Source organism: Microbacterium sp. NPDC056057, from assembly GCF_042266945.1.
GTDB lineage: Bacteria > Actinomycetota > Actinomycetes > Actinomycetales > Microbacteriaceae > Microbacterium > Microbacterium trichothecenolyticum_C.
Genome location: NZ_JBHJWS010000001.1, coordinates 623,911 through 640,993 on the forward strand (window position 1 = coordinate 623,911; position 17,083 = coordinate 640,993).

12 protein-coding genes are annotated in these 17,083 nt (G+C 72.9%); 10 read left to right on the plus strand and 2 right to left on the minus strand.

Annotated features, from left to right (window positions below; all coding sequences use genetic code 11):
* Window positions 1-52: 52 nt before the first annotated feature.
* The 9 genes from ACFC1K_RS02625 to ACFC1K_RS02665 all read left to right on the plus strand — a co-directional run bounded on the left by ACFC1K_RS02625 (window position 53) and on the right by ACFC1K_RS02665 (window position 9,277).
* Entirely contained in the window at window positions 53-1,018 is a 966-nt protein-coding gene (locus ACFC1K_RS02625) for an alpha-ketoacid dehydrogenase subunit beta (protein ID WP_310287836.1), read from the plus strand.
* A 114-nt stretch (window positions 1,019-1,132) separates the two neighbouring features.
* Entirely contained in the window at window positions 1,133-2,497 is a 1,365-nt protein-coding gene (locus tag ACFC1K_RS02630; protein ID WP_310286732.1) for a dihydrolipoamide acetyltransferase family protein, read from the plus strand.
* A gap of 323 nt (window positions 2,498-2,820) precedes the next feature.
* A complete protein-coding gene (locus tag ACFC1K_RS02635) occupies window positions 2,821-3,804 on the plus strand; it encodes a metal ABC transporter solute-binding protein, Zn/Mn family (protein ID WP_375870315.1) in 984 nt (327 codons plus the stop codon).
* A 32-nt stretch (window positions 3,805-3,836) separates the two neighbouring features.
* Window positions 3,837-4,637, plus strand: coding sequence for a metal ABC transporter ATP-binding protein (locus ACFC1K_RS02640; protein ID WP_375870316.1), 801 nt, complete (start codon window positions 3,837-3,839; stop codon window positions 4,635-4,637).
* Complete coding sequence (locus ACFC1K_RS02645) at window positions 4,634-5,512, plus strand: metal ABC transporter permease (RefSeq protein WP_375870317.1); 879 nt, start codon at window positions 4,634-4,636, stop codon at window positions 5,510-5,512. Before ACFC1K_RS02640 ends, ACFC1K_RS02645 begins: the two co-directional genes overlap by 4 nt.
* A gap of 129 nt (window positions 5,513-5,641) precedes the next feature.
* Window positions 5,642-6,055 (plus strand): transcriptional repressor, encoded by a 414-nt coding sequence (locus ACFC1K_RS02650; protein WP_310286721.1) that lies wholly within the window; start codon window positions 5,642-5,644, stop codon window positions 6,053-6,055.
* Window positions 6,042-7,109: a permease gene (locus ACFC1K_RS02655; RefSeq protein ID WP_375870318.1), complete on the plus strand. Its 1,068-nt coding sequence runs from the start codon at window positions 6,042-6,044 to the stop codon at window positions 7,107-7,109. Before ACFC1K_RS02650 ends, ACFC1K_RS02655 begins: the two co-directional genes overlap by 14 nt.
* Window positions 7,102-7,866, plus strand: coding sequence for a TIGR03943 family putative permease subunit (locus ACFC1K_RS02660; protein ID WP_375870319.1), 765 nt, complete (start codon window positions 7,102-7,104; stop codon window positions 7,864-7,866). The genes ACFC1K_RS02655 and ACFC1K_RS02660 overlap by 8 nt, the downstream gene beginning before the upstream one ends.
* Window positions 7,856-9,277, plus strand: a complete 1,422-nt coding sequence (locus tag ACFC1K_RS02665) for a hypothetical protein (protein WP_375870320.1) — start codon at window positions 7,856-7,858, stop codon at window positions 9,275-9,277. The genes ACFC1K_RS02660 and ACFC1K_RS02665 overlap by 11 nt, the downstream gene beginning before the upstream one ends.
* On the opposite strand, the gene ACFC1K_RS02670 is transcribed toward ACFC1K_RS02665, so the two are convergent.
* Complete coding sequence (locus ACFC1K_RS02670) at window positions 9,234-10,871, minus strand: MFS transporter (RefSeq protein ID WP_375870321.1); 1,638 nt, start codon at window positions 10,869-10,871, stop codon at window positions 9,234-9,236. The genes ACFC1K_RS02665 and ACFC1K_RS02670 overlap by 44 nt on opposite strands.
* Window positions 10,872-10,943: 72 nt before the next feature.
* On the opposite strand from ACFC1K_RS02670, the gene ACFC1K_RS02675 reads away from it, so the two are divergent.
* Complete coding sequence (locus tag ACFC1K_RS02675) at window positions 10,944-11,621, plus strand: DNA-3-methyladenine glycosylase (RefSeq protein WP_375870322.1); 678 nt, start codon at window positions 10,944-10,946, stop codon at window positions 11,619-11,621.
* Here the strand turns inward: ACFC1K_RS02675 and ACFC1K_RS02680 are convergent.
* Window positions 11,605-17,076 (minus strand): SCO7613 C-terminal domain-containing membrane protein, encoded by a 5,472-nt coding sequence (locus ACFC1K_RS02680; RefSeq protein ID WP_375870323.1) that lies wholly within the window; start codon window positions 17,074-17,076, stop codon window positions 11,605-11,607. The genes ACFC1K_RS02675 and ACFC1K_RS02680 overlap by 17 nt on opposite strands.
* Window positions 17,077-17,083: the final 7 nt, after the last annotated feature.

The following is a 17,083-nucleotide window of genomic DNA, read 5'->3' on the forward strand; positions in this document are numbered from 1 at the left end:
CTCGACCACCGCATCCGCGGCCACCGAGACGACGGCCCCCGTCGTGCAGACCATGCCGTTCAGCCGGGCGATCAATGCCGGACTCCGTGCGGCGCTCGCCGGCAGCGACCGCGTCCTCCTCATGGGCGAGGACATCGGCAAGCTCGGCGGCGTCTTCCGCGTGACCGAGGGCCTGCAGGCCGAGTTCGGCGAGCAGCGCGTGCTCGACACCCCGCTCGCGGAGTCGGGACTGGTGGGAACCGCGATCGGGCTCGCGATGGCGGGCTTCCGCCCCGTCGTCGAGATCCAGTTCGACGGGTTCGTCTTCCCGGCGTTCGACCAGATCACGACGCAGCTCGCCAAGCTCACGAACCGCCACGAGGGCGCGCTGCAGATGCCCGTCGTCATCCGCATCCCGTACGGCGGGCACATCGGCGCCGTCGAGCACCACCAGGAGAGCCCCGAGGCGTACTTCACGCACACGGCCGGCCTCCGGGTCGTGAGCCCGTCCACGCCGAACGACGGCTACTGGATGATCCAGGACGCCATCTCCTCACCCGACCCGGTGATCTTCCTCGAGCCGAAGAGCAAGTACTGGCAGAAGGGCGAGGTCGACACGTCGGCGCGCGCCCTGCCGCTGCACGCGTCCCGCGTGGTCCGTCGCGGCACCGACATCACCCTCGTCGGCCACGGCGCGATGGTGACGACGATGCTGCAGGCCGCCGTGCTCGCCGAGGCCGAGGGCACGAGCATCGAGGTCATCGACCTCCGCTCGCTCTCGCCGGTCGACTACGGGCCCATCCTCGACTCGGTCCGGCGCACCGGCCGCATGGTCTACGCGCAGGAGGCCCCGGGCTTCACCTCGCTCGGCTCCGAGGTCGCCGCGACCGTCATGGAGCGCGCCTTCTACGCGCTCGAGGCCCCCGTGCTGCGCGTGTCGGGCTTCGACACCCCCTTCCCCCCGGCCAAGCTCGAGGGGTCGTATCTTCCCGACGCCGACCGCATCCTCGAGGCCGTCGACCGGTCCCTCGCCTACTGACCTCCACCCTTTGACCGCGAGAGAACACCTGGTGGCCGAGATGCGGGTTGCTTCCCCAACTCTGGGCGACCAGCTGTACTCTCGCGAAAAGGGCGGGATCGAAAGGAGCTCCGCATGAGCACCCAGACGTTCGTCCTCCCCGATGTCGGTGAAGGCCTCACCGAGGCCGAGATCGTCCAGTGGCGCGTCGGCCCCGGCGACAGCGTCGCCGTCAACGACGTCCTCGTCGAGATCGAGACCGCGAAGTCGCTCGTCGAGCTGCCCTCGCCGTTCGCCGGCACCGTGGGCGAACTGCTCGCGGCCGAGGGCACGACCGTGAACGTCGGCGCCGCGATCATCACGATCGCTTCGGCGACGGATGCTGCGCCCCCCGCCACCGTCGGGCAGTCCGAGCACGGCGAGCCCGCCGAGGCCGCCGGCGAGGGTGCGGTGCTCGTCGGCTACGGCACGGGCGGACACGTCCAGTCGCGGCGGCGCAAGCCCGCGGTTCCGGCCGAGGAGCGGGTCGCAGCATCCGTCGGCGTCATCGCGAAGCCCCCGATCCGCAAGCTCGCGCGCGACCTCGGCGTGGAGCTCTCGGCGGTCGCGCCCAGCGGCCCCGCCGGCGAGGTGACCCGCGAGGACGTCGTGCGACACGCGTCGCAGGCCAGCGTCTTCCGCAACATCGAGACGCCCGAGTGGGGCGACGTGCGCGAGGAGACCATCCCTGTTTCGGCGCCGGCGCCCGCGCCGGGTCCCGCATCCGTCGCACCGTCGACGCCCGCGCCCGACGCGGCCGGCCGCGAGGAGACCATCGCGGTGCGAGGCGTGCGCAAGGCCACGTCGTCGGCGATGGTGCAGTCGGCGTACTCCGCCCCGCACGTATCGGTGTGGACGGACGTCGACGCCAGCCGCACGATGGAGCTCGTCAAGCGCCTGAAGACGTCACCCGACTTCGCCGACATCAAGGTCTCGCCGCTGCTCATCATGGCGCGCGCCGTCATCTGGGCGGCCCGGCGCACGCCGATGGTGAACGCAGCGTGGGTGGATGCCGAGAACGGCGCCGAGATCCGTGTGCGCCGCTACGTGAACCTCGGCATCGCCGCCGCGACCCCGCGCGGCCTGCTCGTGCCCAACATCAAGGACGCGCAGGACCTGTCGATGCGCGAGCTCGCCCGCGCGCTGGAGAAGCTCACGCTCACGGCGCGCGAGGGCAAGACGACCCCGGCCGACCAGCACGGCGGCACGATCACCATCACGAACATCGGCGTCTTCGGCATGGATGCGGGCACCCCGATCATCAACCCCGGCGAGGCCGGAATCGTTGCTCTCGGCACCATCCGCCAGAAGCCCTGGGTCGTCGACGGCGAGGTGCGTCCCCGCTGGGTCACGACCGTCGCCGGCTCGTTCGACCACCGCGTGGTCGACGGCGACGGCATGTCGCGCTTCATCGCCGACGTCGCGTCGATCCTCGAGGAGCCCGCGCTCCTCCTCGACTGACACACTCGCTCCCCGCTGAACCGCGGGACGAAGCGCCGCCGCGGCCGTGTGCCGGGCGGCGCTTTCGTCGCTTCCCGGTGCCTCGGTGCCTCGGTCCCCGGTGCCTCGGTCCCCGGTGCCTCGCTTCCCGGTGCCCCGGTGTCCCCGCTGCCCCCGGTGCTTCCTCGCCCGTGCATCCGTTCGTTCGTCACAGATGTACGCGAATCGGCCGAGGACGCGTACATCTGTGGCGAACGAACAATGGGGGGCGGGGTTGAGGCGGGGTCGCCGCGGGGGGCGGCGGTGGATTTGAGAACGATTCTCATTAGCGTTAGGGTCGAAGCATGACCTTCGTGCGACGTTCCCTGCCCGTGCTCGGCCTGGCGGCAGCATCCGCCCTCGTTCTCGCCGGTTGCGCGGGAACGGCCGCCGGCGACGACACGGCCGACGGGCGGATCGCCGTCGTCGCGTCGACCAACGTGTACGGGCAGATCGCGGAGGAGATCGGCGGCGACCTCGTCGACGTCACGTCGATCGTGACCAACGAGTCGCAGGACCCGCACTCGTTCGAGCCGAGCGCGCGCGACCAGCTCGTCATCTCCAAGGCCGACCTCGTCATCGAGAACGGCGGCGGCTACGACGCGTTCATCGACGCGCTCATCGAGTCCAGCGGCACCGAGGCGCCGGTCGTCACGGCGGTCGAGTACTCGCACGACTGGCCCGAGAACGCCGGCCACGACGAGGAGAACAGCGACGACGCCGAGGATCACGCGCACGACCACGGCGACCACGAGCACGTCGAGGGCTTCAACGAGCACGTCTGGTACGACCCGCACACGATCGCGCACGTCGCCGAGGCCATCGCCCACGAGCTCGCGGAGCTCAGCCCCGACGACGCCGAGACCTTCACGGCCAACGCCGAGGCCTTCTCGGGCGAAGTCGACGGACTCGAAGCGTCGCTCGAAGAGATCGGCGCGGCGCACGCCGGCGAGAAGGTCTTCGTCACCGAGCCGGTTCCGGTGTACCTCGTCGAGGCTGCCGGACTCGAGAACGCGACGCCCGCGAAGTTCACCGAGGCGGTGGAGGAGGGGCAGGATGTCGCGCCCGCGACCCTGCTCGAATCCCTGGCGCTCGTGCGGGGCGGCGAGGTGCGCATCGTCATCACGAACACGCAGACCGGCGGCGCCGAGACGCAGGAGATCGTCGACGAGGCCGACGGGCTCGGGATCCCGGTGATCGCGTTCTCGGAAACGCTGCCGGAGGGGCAGACTTACATCTCGTGGATGCAGGCGAACATCGAGGCGCTGAACGGGGCGCTCCAGGCGTGACGCCGGCATCCCGCAGCTCGGAGCGTCCCGTCGTGCTCAGCATCCGCGACGCGGCGCTCCAGCGCGGCGACCGCGAGCTGTGGGCCGGTCTCGACCTCGACGTGCACGCCGGCGAGCTCGTCGCGGTGCTCGGGCCCAGCGGGTCGGGAAAGACGACCCTGCTGCGTGCGATCCTCGGCCTCGAACCGCTCTCGCGCGGCGAGATCACCGTCCAGGGCGAGCCCGTCGCCCACAAAGGCAGCCGGAGCATCGGGTACATCCCGCAGGCCCGGCCGCTGCCGCGCGACGCGTCGCTGCGGGGCCGCGACCTCGTGACGCTCGGGGTCGACGGCCACCGCTTCGGCTTCCCGATCCCGCGCCGCGGCGATCGCGCCCGCGTCGATGCCCTCATCGACGCGGTCGGCGCCCGCGAGTTCGCCGACCGCCCCGTCGGCCTCCTCTCGGGCGGCGAGCAGCAGCGACTGCGCGCCGGGCAGGCACTCGCCGACGACCCGCGCCTGCTCCTCTGCGACGAGCCGCTCACGAGCCTCGACCTCGCGAACCAGCAGGCGGTGATCCGGCTCATCGATGGGCATCGCCGGGAGAAGGATGCCGCGGTCCTGCTCGTCACGCACGACATCAACCCGCTCCTGGGCAAGGTCGACCGCATCCTGTACATCGCGAACGGGCGGTTCACCCTCGGCACGCCGCAGGAGGTGCTCCGCTCGGACGTCTTGACGGCACTGTACGGCGCGCACGTCTTCGTGCTGCGTGCCGGCGACCGGCTCGTGGTGGTCGGCGCGCCCGACGCCGAGGCATCCCATCACCATCACGACCACGGGGCCGACGCATGAACTGGAACGACATCGCCGACGCGATGTTCGGCGGGCTGCCCTACTACGGCGAGATCCTCGCGCTCGTGTCGAATTCGGTGTGGGCGGGCGCGGTCCTCGGGCTCGTGGGCGGACTCGTCGGCGTCTTCGTCATGCAGCGCGACATGGCGTTCGCGGTGCACGGCATCAGCGAGCTGTCGTTCGCCGGTGCGGCGGCGGCGCTCCTCATCGGGTGGGACGTCGTCACCGGATCCATCGTCGGCTCGCTCATCGCGGCCGCGATCATCGGCGTGCTCGGCGCGAAGGCGCGCGACCGCAACTCGATCATCGGCGTGCTGATGCCGTTCGGGCTGGGTCTCGGCATCCTGTTCCTCTCGCTCTACGACGGCCGCAGCGCCAACCGGTTCAGCCTGCTCACCGGCCAGATCGTGTCGGTGCAGACGGGGCAGCTCGGCTGGCTGATCGGCATCGGGGCCGTCGTGCTGCTCGGCCTGCTGCTCATCTGGCGCCCGCTGCGGTTCGACTCGCTCGACCCGCAGTCCGCCGCCGCGCGCGGTGTGCCCACCACCGCGGTCTCGCTCGCGTTCATGCTGCTGCTCGGGCTGATCGTCGCGGTCGCCGTGCACATCATCGGGGCGCTGCTGGTGATGGCCCTCCTCGTCACCCCGGCCGCCGCCGCGATGCGCATCGTGTCGGGGCCGCTCTCGGTGCCGCTGCTGTCGGCCCTGTTCGGCTTCGTGTCGGCGGTGGGCGGCATCCTGCTCGCGATCATGGGCACCCTCCCCGTGAGCCCGTACATCACGACGATCTCGTTCCTGATCTACGTCGTGTGCCGCGTCGTCGGCGCCCGCCGCGACCGCGTCACCCGCGTCGCCGTTCCGGAGTCCGCCCGGTGACCGGCGCCCGAACCTGCTCACCTGTCACGAAATGCTGCCCGCGGCGACACTTTGCGACAGGTGAGCAGACGGAGCTCGGGATGACCGGCGCCCGGGCGACGCACAGGACCCCTCGGTAGACTCCCCACCATGGCCCAGCGCAACACGTGGCAGCGCGAACGCGTGCGCGAAGCGCTGTCGGACGCCCGCGGATTCGTCAGCGCGCAGTCGCTGCACGCCACCCTCCGCGACGAGAACACCGGCATCGGGCTGGCGACGGTGTACCGCGCACTCGCGGGGCTCGCCGCCCAGGGCGAGGCCGATTCGCTGCAGAGCCCCGAGGGCGAGGCGCTCTACCGCGCCTGTTCCAGCACCGGCCACCACCACCATCTGATCTGCCGCTCCTGCGGACTGACCGTCGAGATCGAGGCGACGGACGTCGAGCAGTGGGCCAAGCGCACCGCCGAGCGCCACGGATTCCGCGACGCAGAACACGTCGTCGACATCTTCGGGCTCTGCGCGAACTGCGCCGCCGCCCGGGATGCCCAGCGTGACGCGAACTGACCCCGGCACGCGGGCGCGCTCTGCCGAGCACCGCCACGGATCTGCATCGGATGCTGCGCCGCAGCCGTCCGCCCAGGCTCGCACCCTGCTCTGGCTCGGTGTGGGCGTCGCCGTCGTCGCCGGCCTCTTCCTCATCGACTGGCTCGCCCCGACGCTGTTCCCGGCGTCCCTCCCGACCCGCGCCCAGGACGGCCTGACGCTCGCGATCAGCGTGCTCATCGAGTCGCTGCCGTTCGTGGCGCTCGGCGTGGTGCTGTCGATCGTCGTGCAGGTGTGGGTGCCCCCGGGGGCCATCGAGCGATGGATGCCGCGGCGAGGGTGGGCGAGGCGCGCGGTGCTGTCGCTCCTCGGCATGATCGTTCCGGTGTGCGAGTGCGGCAACGTGCCGTTCGCGCGCGGCCTCCTCATGCGCGGATTCTCGGTGCCGGAGACGCTGACGTTCCTCATCGCCGCGCCGATCGTGAACCCGATCGTCATCATCACGACCCACCAGGCGTTCGGCTTCAGCGACGGCATCCTCGTCGCCCGCCTCCTCGGCGGATACGCGATCGCGAACCTCATCGGGTGGCTGTATTCGCGGCATCCGTCTCCCGACGCGCTGCTGACCGACCGCTTCCGCGACACGTGCGAGCTCGTCGTGCACGAGCCGGGCGGCAAGTGGCGGCGCACGCTCGCGCAGTTCGTGATCGAACTCCGCGCGGTGATGCCGGCGCTCGTCATCGGCTCGGCGCTCGCGGGCGCGGTGCAGGTGCTCATCCCGCGCGAGGCGCTGCTCGCGATCGGCGCGAATCCCGCGCTGTCGATCGTCGCGATGATGGCTCTGGCGATGGTGGTGTCGATCTGCTCCAACGTCGACGCGTTCTTCGCGCTGTCGTTCGCCTCGACGTTCACTCCCGGCTCGATCGTCGCGTTCCTGCTGGTCGGGCCGCTCGTCGACGTCAAGATGCTCGCGCTGATGCGCACGACGTTCACGTGGCGCACGCTCGGCGGCATCGTCGTGGTGGTCGTGCTGTCGGCCTTCGCGATCGGGACGGCGGTGAACCTCCTTGCGTAGGACAGGCTTCGTCGGCACACGGTGGCTCGGGGTCGGGCTGGCCGCGGCCCTCGCCGTCTTCACGATCTCGCTCGCGGTGACCGGGCGGCTGGGCCTGTACATCAACCCCGACTCGACATGGTTCGCGGTGTCGATGTCGGTGTTCGTGCTGATCGGCGCGGTGGCCTCGTTCGCCCTCCCGCTCGGCGCCGAAGCCGACCACGGCCACGACCACGGCGAAGAGCCGGAGCAGGACCACGCTCACCACACCTCGCACCCGCTCGCCGTCGCGGCCACCGTCGCCGGCGGGGTGGCGGCATCCGGGGTCGTCGTGCTCACGCTCGTGCTGCCGCCGGCCTCCCTCAGCGCCGAGCTCGCGATGTCGCGCGATGTCGGGGCCACGCCGCTGTTCGGCGGGGCCGACACGATCCAGCTCGCCTCGACCGGCGACACCGCCTCGTTCGGCGTCGGCGAGTGGGCGACCGTGTTCGCGACGGCCACCAACCCCGACGCGTTCGATGGCGAGACCGTCGAGCTCACGGGCTTCGTGACACCGGGCGAGGACGGCGCGTTCGATCTCACGCGTCTGGTCATCACGCACTGCGTCATCGACGCGCAGCCCGCGAGCCTGCCCGTCGTGTCGGGCGCGAGCGCGCCCGACACCGGGCAGTGGGTCACGATCACCGGCACCGTGCGCTCCTCGTCGGACGGGCAGCTCGTGGTCGACGCGGCCGCGGTCGAGGAGATCGGCGAGCCCGAGGACCCGTATGAGTACTGACGGGTCGTCACGTCGTTCGCGGTCCCGGCGTCGTCGGGGCCGCGCGTTCGTCGGAGCCTTCGCGATCGTCGTGGGCGTCCTCGCCGTGCTCGGGCTCGCCGGAGCCGCCGCGAGTGTCGCGCAGGGGCCGCGGGTGACAGAGGCCTCCGTGGATCCGGAGGCGGCGGCCGCAGCATCCGGCGCGCGTCTCATCGTGACCACGACGCAGTCGCTCGCCGAGGTCGACCCGTCGCAGGTGACGATCACCCCCGAGACGCCGTTCGTCGTCGACACCTCGGGACGCAGCGTCGGCGTGCGGTTCACGCTGCCGCTGTGGGACGACACCGAGTACACCGTGACGATCGACGATGTCGCCTCGCTCGGCGGCGGACCGACCGCGACGATCACGCAGACCTTCACGACCCCCGCGGCAGAGGTGTTCCTCATGCAGCGCGGCACGAACTCGGGCGACCTCATCTACCGCACCGACCTCACCGGGCAGAACGCGGTGCCCGTGTTCCGGCACGCGCACATCGAGGACTTCCGCGCGACGGCCCAGCACCTCGTCGTCTCGGTGCGCACCGACGACGACCAGGCCGGGCTCATCGTCACCGACCTCGACGGCGAGAACGCGCACGAACTGCCGCTTCCCGGCGACGGGTTCGTGTCGAACCTGCAGATCGCCGATCGCGGTGAGCGCATCGGCTACACGTTCTCGGACGCCGAGCTCACCGCCGACTCCGGTCGCGAGAGCCGGCTCTACACCGCGTCGCTCAGCGACCCCGGCGCCGATCCGGCGGCGATCGAGGTCGAAGGTGCCGACCCCCGCGTCGCGGAGTGGCGGTTCGTTCCCGACACCGACAGCATCCTGCTGCTCTCGTTCGATGGATCGCTGCTGCTCACCGGATCGGAGAGCGCGAGCGGCGCGCCGACCGCGCTCGGGGACGCCATGACGATCGAGGGCATCGCGCGCGGCTCGAGCGAGGCGGTCGTCGACCGGGTCGACCGGGCGACCGTGATCGACCTCACCGACGCCAGTGAGGCGGACCTCGTCGCGCCCGACATCGACCTCGGCGGCACGACGTCGGTCACCCCCCTCCCTGACGGCTCGACGATCCGCACGGCGGCGGTGCTCGACGCCGACGGCGTGCCGACAGGGCGCACCTCGGTCGCCCACGTGGGCGCCGGCGGTGCGACGACCATGCTCACCGAGATCGCCGACACGGATGCCGTCATCCAGGTGTGCGTGTCGCCCAGCGCCCGCTACCTCGCGGTGCTCGTGGCGCCCGACGCCGTGACGAACTCCTACGACACCTACCAGCACCCGCTGCCGAAGCGCCCCGAGACGCGCATCCTCGAGGTGGCCGACGGCGACCCCGTCGTCGCCCTCAACGGCTCGTCGATCTCGTGGTGCCAGGTGCCGCCCCGCTGACCGGAGGGTCGGGGAGCTTCGAGGGCAGGCCGCTCGACAGCATGAGCCCGAGTACGGTGAGGGCGAACACGAAGAACAGCGACTGCCGCAGCGACTCGACCTGCGTGTCGGCGTAGATCTGGGCGATCTCGGTGGCGGATTCGGGGTCGGCGCCGGCATCCGTCAACAGGTCCTCGGCCTGCTGCTGCGAGATGATCGGCGCCCCCTTCGAGGCGGTGGCGACGACCTGCTGCTGGATGTCGGACGGGATCGTCGTGCTCTGCTCCACCGCCGCGGTGAAGCCCGACGTGAGCAGCAGGATGAACACCGAGCCGACGATCGCCGTGCCGAACGACGAGCCGAGGTTCTGGAACGTGCCCTGGAGGCCACCGACCTCCGAGGTGTCGGACTGCGAGACCGCCGACATGTTGACGTTGCCGAGCTGCGAGGCGAGCAGGCCGAAGCCGGCGCCGACCACGAACATGCCGGCGGCGAATGCGAAGTCGGCGAGCTCGGGCTGCACCGCGAGGAACACCACGAGCACGCCGAGACCCAGCGTGAGCTGTCCGATGCGGCCGATGTTCTGGGCCGAGCGCACCGTCGACAGCCGCGACCCGAGGATCGAGAACAGGATGAGCCCGAGCGACAGCGGCAGGATCTTCAGGCCCGTCTGCAGGGCGTCGTAGCCGAGGATCGTCTGCAGATACACCGGCACCACGAAGAACAGCGCGGCGATCGCGAAGTACTGCGCCATGAACATCGTCAGGCCGCTGCGCAGCGCCGTGATCCGCAGCAGGCTCACCTTCAGCAGCGGCACGCGGCCGGTCCGCTCGAGCCGCTGCTGCCGCTTCACGAAGAGCCACAGCACGACGAGCGACAACAGGATCAGGTACGCGACGGGCGAGATGCCGAGCGGGGCGAACGGCTGGCCGTTGATCACGGGCGGGTCGAGCGGCTGGAACCAGCCCCACGTCTTGGACTGCAGGATGCCGTAGACGAGCAGGCCCAGGCCCAGGGCCGAGAGCACGACGCTCAGCAGGTCGATGCGGAGCGTGCGGTCGCCGGGCACGTCCTTGATGCGCCCCGACACGATGAGCACCAGGGTCATGACGACCGCCTCGGCGACGAAGACGTAGCGCCACGACGAGTACGTCGTGACGAGACCGCCGATGAGCGGGCCGGCCGCCGCGGCGCCGCCGGTGACCGCGCCGAGCACGGCGAACGCGACGACGCGCTCGCGACCCGTGTAGTTGATCGCCGCGAGGGCGGCGATCGCGGGGATGACGAGCACCGCGCCGAGGCCTTCGACGAGCGACCAGCCGAGCATGAGGACCGTCAGGTTCGGCGCGAGCGCGGTGGTCAGCGAGCCGATGCCGTAGACGACCGAGCCGATGCGGAAGGCCATGCTGCGGCCCCAGCGGTCGCCGAGCTTGCCGCCCGTGAGCATGAACGCCGCCATCGTCAGCGCGTAGAACGTGATGGCTGCCTGCATGCCTGAGATGTCGGTGCCGAGGTCGTGCGCGACGGTCGAGATCGAGACGTTCATGACCGTGCTGTCGAGCACCATGATGAACTGCGAGACGCTCAGCAGGATCAGCACGAACCATTTGCCCATGCGCGAACAGTATCGGCGGCGGTGCTTCGCCGGCCCCAGCGCGGCCACGACGCGCGGACGTAGACTCGGCCCATGGCGCGGGACCTGTGGCGTGCGGCGACCCGCGCGGACCTGCAGGGTCTTCCCGCCGACGTCGCGCCGCGCCTGCTCGGCGCCCGCCTCACGACCGTGGTCGAGGGTGAGACGGTGGCGGTGCGGCTCACCGAGGTCGAGGCGTACCACGGTCGCGGGACCGGGCCGGTGCCCGATCCGGGCTCGCACGCGCGCATGGGGCAGACCGCGCGCAACGCGACGATGTGGGGCGAACCCGGGCATCTGTACGTGTACCTCAGTCACGGCATCCACTCGTGCGTGAACGTCGTGTGCGGTCCCGAGGGGGTCGCCGGCGGTGTGCTGCTGCGGGCAGGTCAGGTGATCGAGGGGACGGATGCTGCGACCCGCCGCCGACCGGCGGCCCGCACCCCGCGCGACCTGGCGCGCGGACCGGGCCGGTTCGGCGGCGCGGTGGGGCTGCGGCATCCGCTGCACGACGGCATCGACGCGATCACCGGTGCGCCGCTGCACGACGCGGTGGCACGGCTCGAGCTGCTCGCCGACCCGCTCGCCGAGGTGGCGTCGGGGCCGCGTGTCGGCGTCGCGGGCGTGGCCGGCACCGCGGTGTTCCCGTGGCGATACTGGGTCCCCGGCGAGCCGACCGTGTCGCCGTTCCGCTGGGGGCGCGGCGCGCGCGAGGTCAGCGAAGCGACGTGACCGCGACGACGGTCGTGCGCAGCGCCTTCATGTTCTTCTCGTAGCGGGCGGCCATGAAGATGAGCAGCGCGCCGCCCAGGCCGAGCCACAGCCACCACGGCACGGCGACGTACGTGGTGGAGATCCACGGCCACAGCTGGGCGACCCCGTGCACGACCAGCACCGCCGAGCCGAGGAGGAGAGGGGCCTGCAGCCGATAGATCGCGCCGACCACCACCATCGCGATCGCGACCACGCCGAGCGAGACGACGCGCCAGAGCTCGGGCTGGCCCAGCCACCCCGCTTCGACGTCCACGCCGGACGGGGACCCCGCGAAGTCGGTCAGCAGCGACGGCACGGTCAGCAGCGCCAGCCAGGGGCCGAGGGCCGGCCACGTGCGCGACGCCGGTTCGCGCCGCAGCGTGCGCACCCCGTACGCGATGCCGCCGAGCGCCGGTGGCACCGTGACGAGTTCGATGGGACGCACGTCCCCGACCGTGAGCGCCAGGATGCCGAAGCCCGCGCCCGCGATCGCGGCCGCGATCACGAGGGCCAGTCCGAGCCGGGCGCGCGCGGCCGTGCCGACGACGGTGGCCGCCGTCAGCGCCGACATCACCGCGGCGGTGCGGAGCTCGTCGCCCGTCTGCTGCACGAGCAGCAGCTGCAGCTCGGCGAGGGCGAACAGCACCGATGCGACCGCGAAGCCCGCGCCGGCGGTGAGGCCGACCGCGCGCGACGGCGTCGCGCGGAGCGCGGCCAGCGCGATCGCGCCCGCGATCCCCGCCCCTGCCACGGCCCAGAGGTCGGGCTCGAGGCCGCCGGCGGGTGCGATCTCGAGGAACCGCACGCCGCACGCGACCACTGCGACCACGAGTCCGCCCACGGCCAGCACGCCGCCGAGCGGCGCCCAGCGCCGGAGCCCCAGCACCGAGGCGCCCGCGACGCCGAGGACGCCGCCGATGACGGCAGTCACGGTCGTGAGCACGAGGTCGGCGTCGGGACGTGTGAGCGACATCGCGACGAGCAGGGCGGTCCCGGCGCCGGCCAGGGCGGCCGCGCCGCGGGGGGCGGCATGCGTCGCTCCGCGTGCCGTCAGCAGGACTGCCACCGCGACGACACCGAGGCCTGCGACGATCGCGGCGGCGGCGTCGCCCTCGACGGCCGGCGGGACGAGCCCGCGCAGCCCCATCAGGACGGCGGCGAACCCGAGCAGCATCGCCGTCGGGGTGCGCAGCGACCAGATGTCCACGAACCGCGGCGTCCGCGGGGCGGCCGGTGTGTCGGCCGCGTCGGCCGGTGGCCCGTACGCCGGCGGCGCGACGGGCGGGACGGGCGATCCCGCGGGCGGAGCGTAGGCGGAGAGCTGCGCGGACGGGGCGCTCGTCGCAAACGGGCCGAGTGGGATCGGCGGTACCGCGCCCTTCGCGGGCGCGGGCGGCGCGGTGACCTGCGCCGCCGCCGGTGCGGCCGCCGCGGCGACGAGCTCGCGCGCGGGCTCGCGCAGCGCTGCCACTCCGGCCGCCGCAGCGAGGGTGAGTGCGAGGTACGCCCACACGCGCACGGGCTCGGCCGCGACCAGGAGGCTCGGCGCGGTGGCGAGCACCAGACCCACGATCCACGCGGGGCCCTCCGCTCCGGGCCAGACCTCGCCGGCCCGTCGACGCCGGAGCATGCCGAGCACGGCCCCGACGAGACACATCGCGGCGACGGGAAGGGCCACCGCCTCGACCTCGGTCGCCGCACCCAGGAACGAGCCCGCGACGCCGACGGCGAAGGCTCCCGCGAGCGAGATCCAGCGGGTCGTGCCGGTCAGCGGAAGGCGGTTCAGTCCCGCGGCGGCGAGGTGCAGTGCGGCGAGCATGATGATCGTCCCGGCCACGATGCGGGGCTCGTCGGCGAGCGGCATGATCGCGACGATCGCCGCGATGAGGGCGGCCGGGGGCACGATGAGTGCGTAGAGCCCGGACGCCGGACGGCTCGGCCGGGCGAGGGTCGCGCCCCAGCCCGACGCGTACGCGACGGCGACCAGCAGCACGAGCCAGAGCACCTGCCAGTCCGGCCCTTCGAACGCGCGCTCGACGGCGACCAGTCCGATCGCGATCACGGCGACGGCGGCCCCGAGAGGAGCGGCGGGACGGATGCTGCGCACCGGTGTGAACGACATTGCCAAGCACACCGCCACGGCGACGAGGGCGATGACAACGCCCCGCAGCGGCTCCCCGGTCCACCCCTCGACGGCGGGCGCCCACAGCCCGAGCGCGAGACCGGCGGCGAGGGCGATGCTCGCCTCGACGCGGCGGCGCAGCCGCACCAGCAGCGCCGCGAAGGCGACGAGCACCACGGCGGAGGGCACCACGTACGACTCCACCGTGAAATACGTCTCGGGTGTTCCGGCGTCGAGCCATGTCCACCACGCCGCGATCGCGGCGACGACCGCCGGCCACGCCAGCAGGCGGCGCGGGGCGTCGAGGAGCGGCATCCCGTTGCGCGTCATCGCGAAGCGATCGTCGGCAGGATCCGCCGCGATCGTCCCCGCCCACCCGCGAGAAACGGATGCCGCGGTGAAGCCGACGGCGACGATCGCGAGTGCGGCCCAGACGAGCAGAGGAGCCACCGGCCACACCACGACGAGCACCGTGAGGGCAGCGCCCAGATCGGCGGCGAGCCTGCGGAGCACGCGATCCGTCGGGCGCGGTCGCGGTGGTGCAGGGGCGATGTCGGCCGGCCACTGCGAGACCGGCACGGATGGCGCCGCGTCCGCGGTGCGACGCGGGAACGCGGTGGCTGCCGAGACGAGCGGGGCGACGACCGCCGCGGCGATGAGGGCGAGCGGCGCCCCGTCCGTGTCGCGCAGACCGAACGTGCCGAGCACGTCGTAGGTCGTCGCGGCCGCGACCGGGGCCGCCAGTGCCGCGGCGAGGATCGTCGGCACCCCGGCGATGCGGGTGACGCCGAAGGCGACACTCGTGAGACCGGCGAGGAGCAGGGCGCCCCGCGCGATACCGAGGCCCGGCTCGCCGATCGCCGTCAGCAGCGGGTTCGCCGAGGGCTCGGCATCCGGCGTCGTCACGGCGATGAACGCGCCGATGAGGCTGAACGCCACGAGCACCTCGGCGGCGACGGCCAGCGCGATGCGGCTTGCGCGTTCCACAGGCAGCACGATCGCGGCGACGAGGGTCGCGAGGGCCACCCACTGCAGCAGCGTCGCGATCACCGGGCCCGGCTCGCCCGTCAGGCCCGTCACCGCGGCGAGGGCGCTCGGCGCGAACACCGTCGACAGCGCGGCGACGGCGACCGGGGCGACGACCGCCACGACCGCAGAGATGTCGGTCGGCCGCAGCACGAGCCGCAGGGCGATCGGGTACGCCATCGAGACACCGATCCCGACGAGCCACAGCCACGGCGTGGCCACGCCGCCGACGTACGCGGTCGCGGCGGCGATCCCGCCGGCGACCAGGTAGCCGATCGGAAGGCCGCGGGCCAGGAGCCCGGCGTCGGGATCGACCGCGCCGTCGGCGACGTCGCCGACGCGGCGGCGGCGCTCGCGGATCCGCAGCGCCGCGACGACGGCGACCGCGGCGACGACCAGTACGACCGCGATCCCGACCAGCGCGGCCGGGACGGCCGTCCGCGCGCCCGCGACCAGCAGGAGGACGGTCGCCACGACCGGCACGAACGGGCGCGCCACCGGTCCGCGGAGCGTGGGGGTTGCGAGCAGCAGGCCGCCGATGACCACGGCGGAGATCACCGCGAGCAGCGGGGCCTCGGGGGCTCCCGCCGGCAGGGTCAAGGCATCCGTCCGCCACACCGTCCACGCGGCGCCGATCGTGAGGACCGCCTGCATCGCCCACGTGACGGTGATCGCGACGATCGACAGCCCGGCGACGACCGCGGATGCGATCGCCGCGGGCACCCACGCGGGTGTGCCGCGTCGGCTGCGCACGACGTCGATCGCGACGGCGACGAGCACGGCGAGCACCGGGGCGACCAGCACGCCGTACACCGGGAGGTCGCTGCGCACTGCGAGCTGCCACCCCGCGAGACCCGCGGCCGCTGCTGCGACCACCGAGGCGACGCCCGAGACCACGGCGGCGGCGGGCAGGCGAGCACCGTCGACCGGCCGATGGGCGAGCCACGCGTGCGCGGCGCCGAGCACAACGAGTCCGATGCTCGACCAGATCACGACCGGCAGCGCGTCCGCGGTCAAGAACGCCGCGGTGAGACCCGCACCGACCAGGGCACCCACCCCGCTGAGCGCGAGCACCAGGCGCTCGGCAGCGTGGTCCTCGCCGCGCCGCGCCGACGACCAGGGCGAAGGAAGCGCGTGCACCAGCCCGCCGGCGGCGGCTCCGAGCAGGCCCGCGGTGAGGGCTTCCGCGGGCGGCAGCGACGTCAGTCCGCCCGCGAGGAGTCCGAGGCCCGCGGGAAAGGCGAGCGAGGCGGCGAGGTCGGGTCCGCGCAGGCGCGAGACGCGCGCCCACAGGCGGCAGATCACCGCGACGACGAGAGCGGACACCCCCGCGTACAGTGCGGCGTCGGTCGACCCGGTGCCGAACAGGTCGTTCGCCCGCACGGCCCACGCGTCCAGCGCGAGCAGTCCCACACCCAGCGCGCCGATGCCTTCGGCCGTCGCCCCCAGATCGCGGCGGCGCAGCCACGAGGCCAGCGCGATCGTCGCGAGCGTGATGCCGCCGATGATGAGCGCGCGCACCGCGATGCCCCACAGGAACCACGCCAGCAGCAGGAAGAACACGGCGGCGATGCCGACCAGCGACACGCCGACGATGAGCAGCAGGACCGGCACGGTCAGCCGGCGGCGGGGAGCGGATGCCGCCACCGCGACCGGTGCGGACGGCCCGGGTCCTTGCGGGCCAGAGGCGGCGGGTGCGGGCGGCTTCGGGGGCACGACGATCTCGGGTCGCGTCGCCGCGGCTGCCGCGGGGGTGGACTCCGGCACGGTCACGAGCTCGATCGCGTCGGGCGCTGTGAGGGACGCGCCCTCCGCCGCGGGCTCGGCCACGACGGTGATGGCGCCGGTCGGCGGTGCCGGGGCGCCGAGCATCGCCTCGGCGGCGGGCGCCAGGTGCACGGCGACGCCTGCGTCGACGACGGCCTCGGCCGCGACGAGCTCCGGCGGAGCCGCGAGCGTTGCGGGCGCAGCTGGGCCCACGCGCCCGGAGGCTCCGGGCGACGCGTCAGCGGCGCCTGGAGGGGGCGTGGGGACGGCTTTCGCCACCAGAGCCGTCGCGTGCGCGAGGCGGATCTCGTCCATCAGCTGCTGACGCGACAGCTCCAGCGTGAGCATCTGGCGGCCGAGCTCGAGCACGCGCGGGGCGCCCGGGTCGGTCAACGCGAAGCCGCACGCGGGGCATACCCGCGCGGTGACGGCGGTGAAGCACGACGGGCATCGGTGCGCGTCGGCGAGATCGAAGGGAGACGCAGGCCACAGGGGTCCGTCGTCGTGCGTTGCGCGCATGTCCATC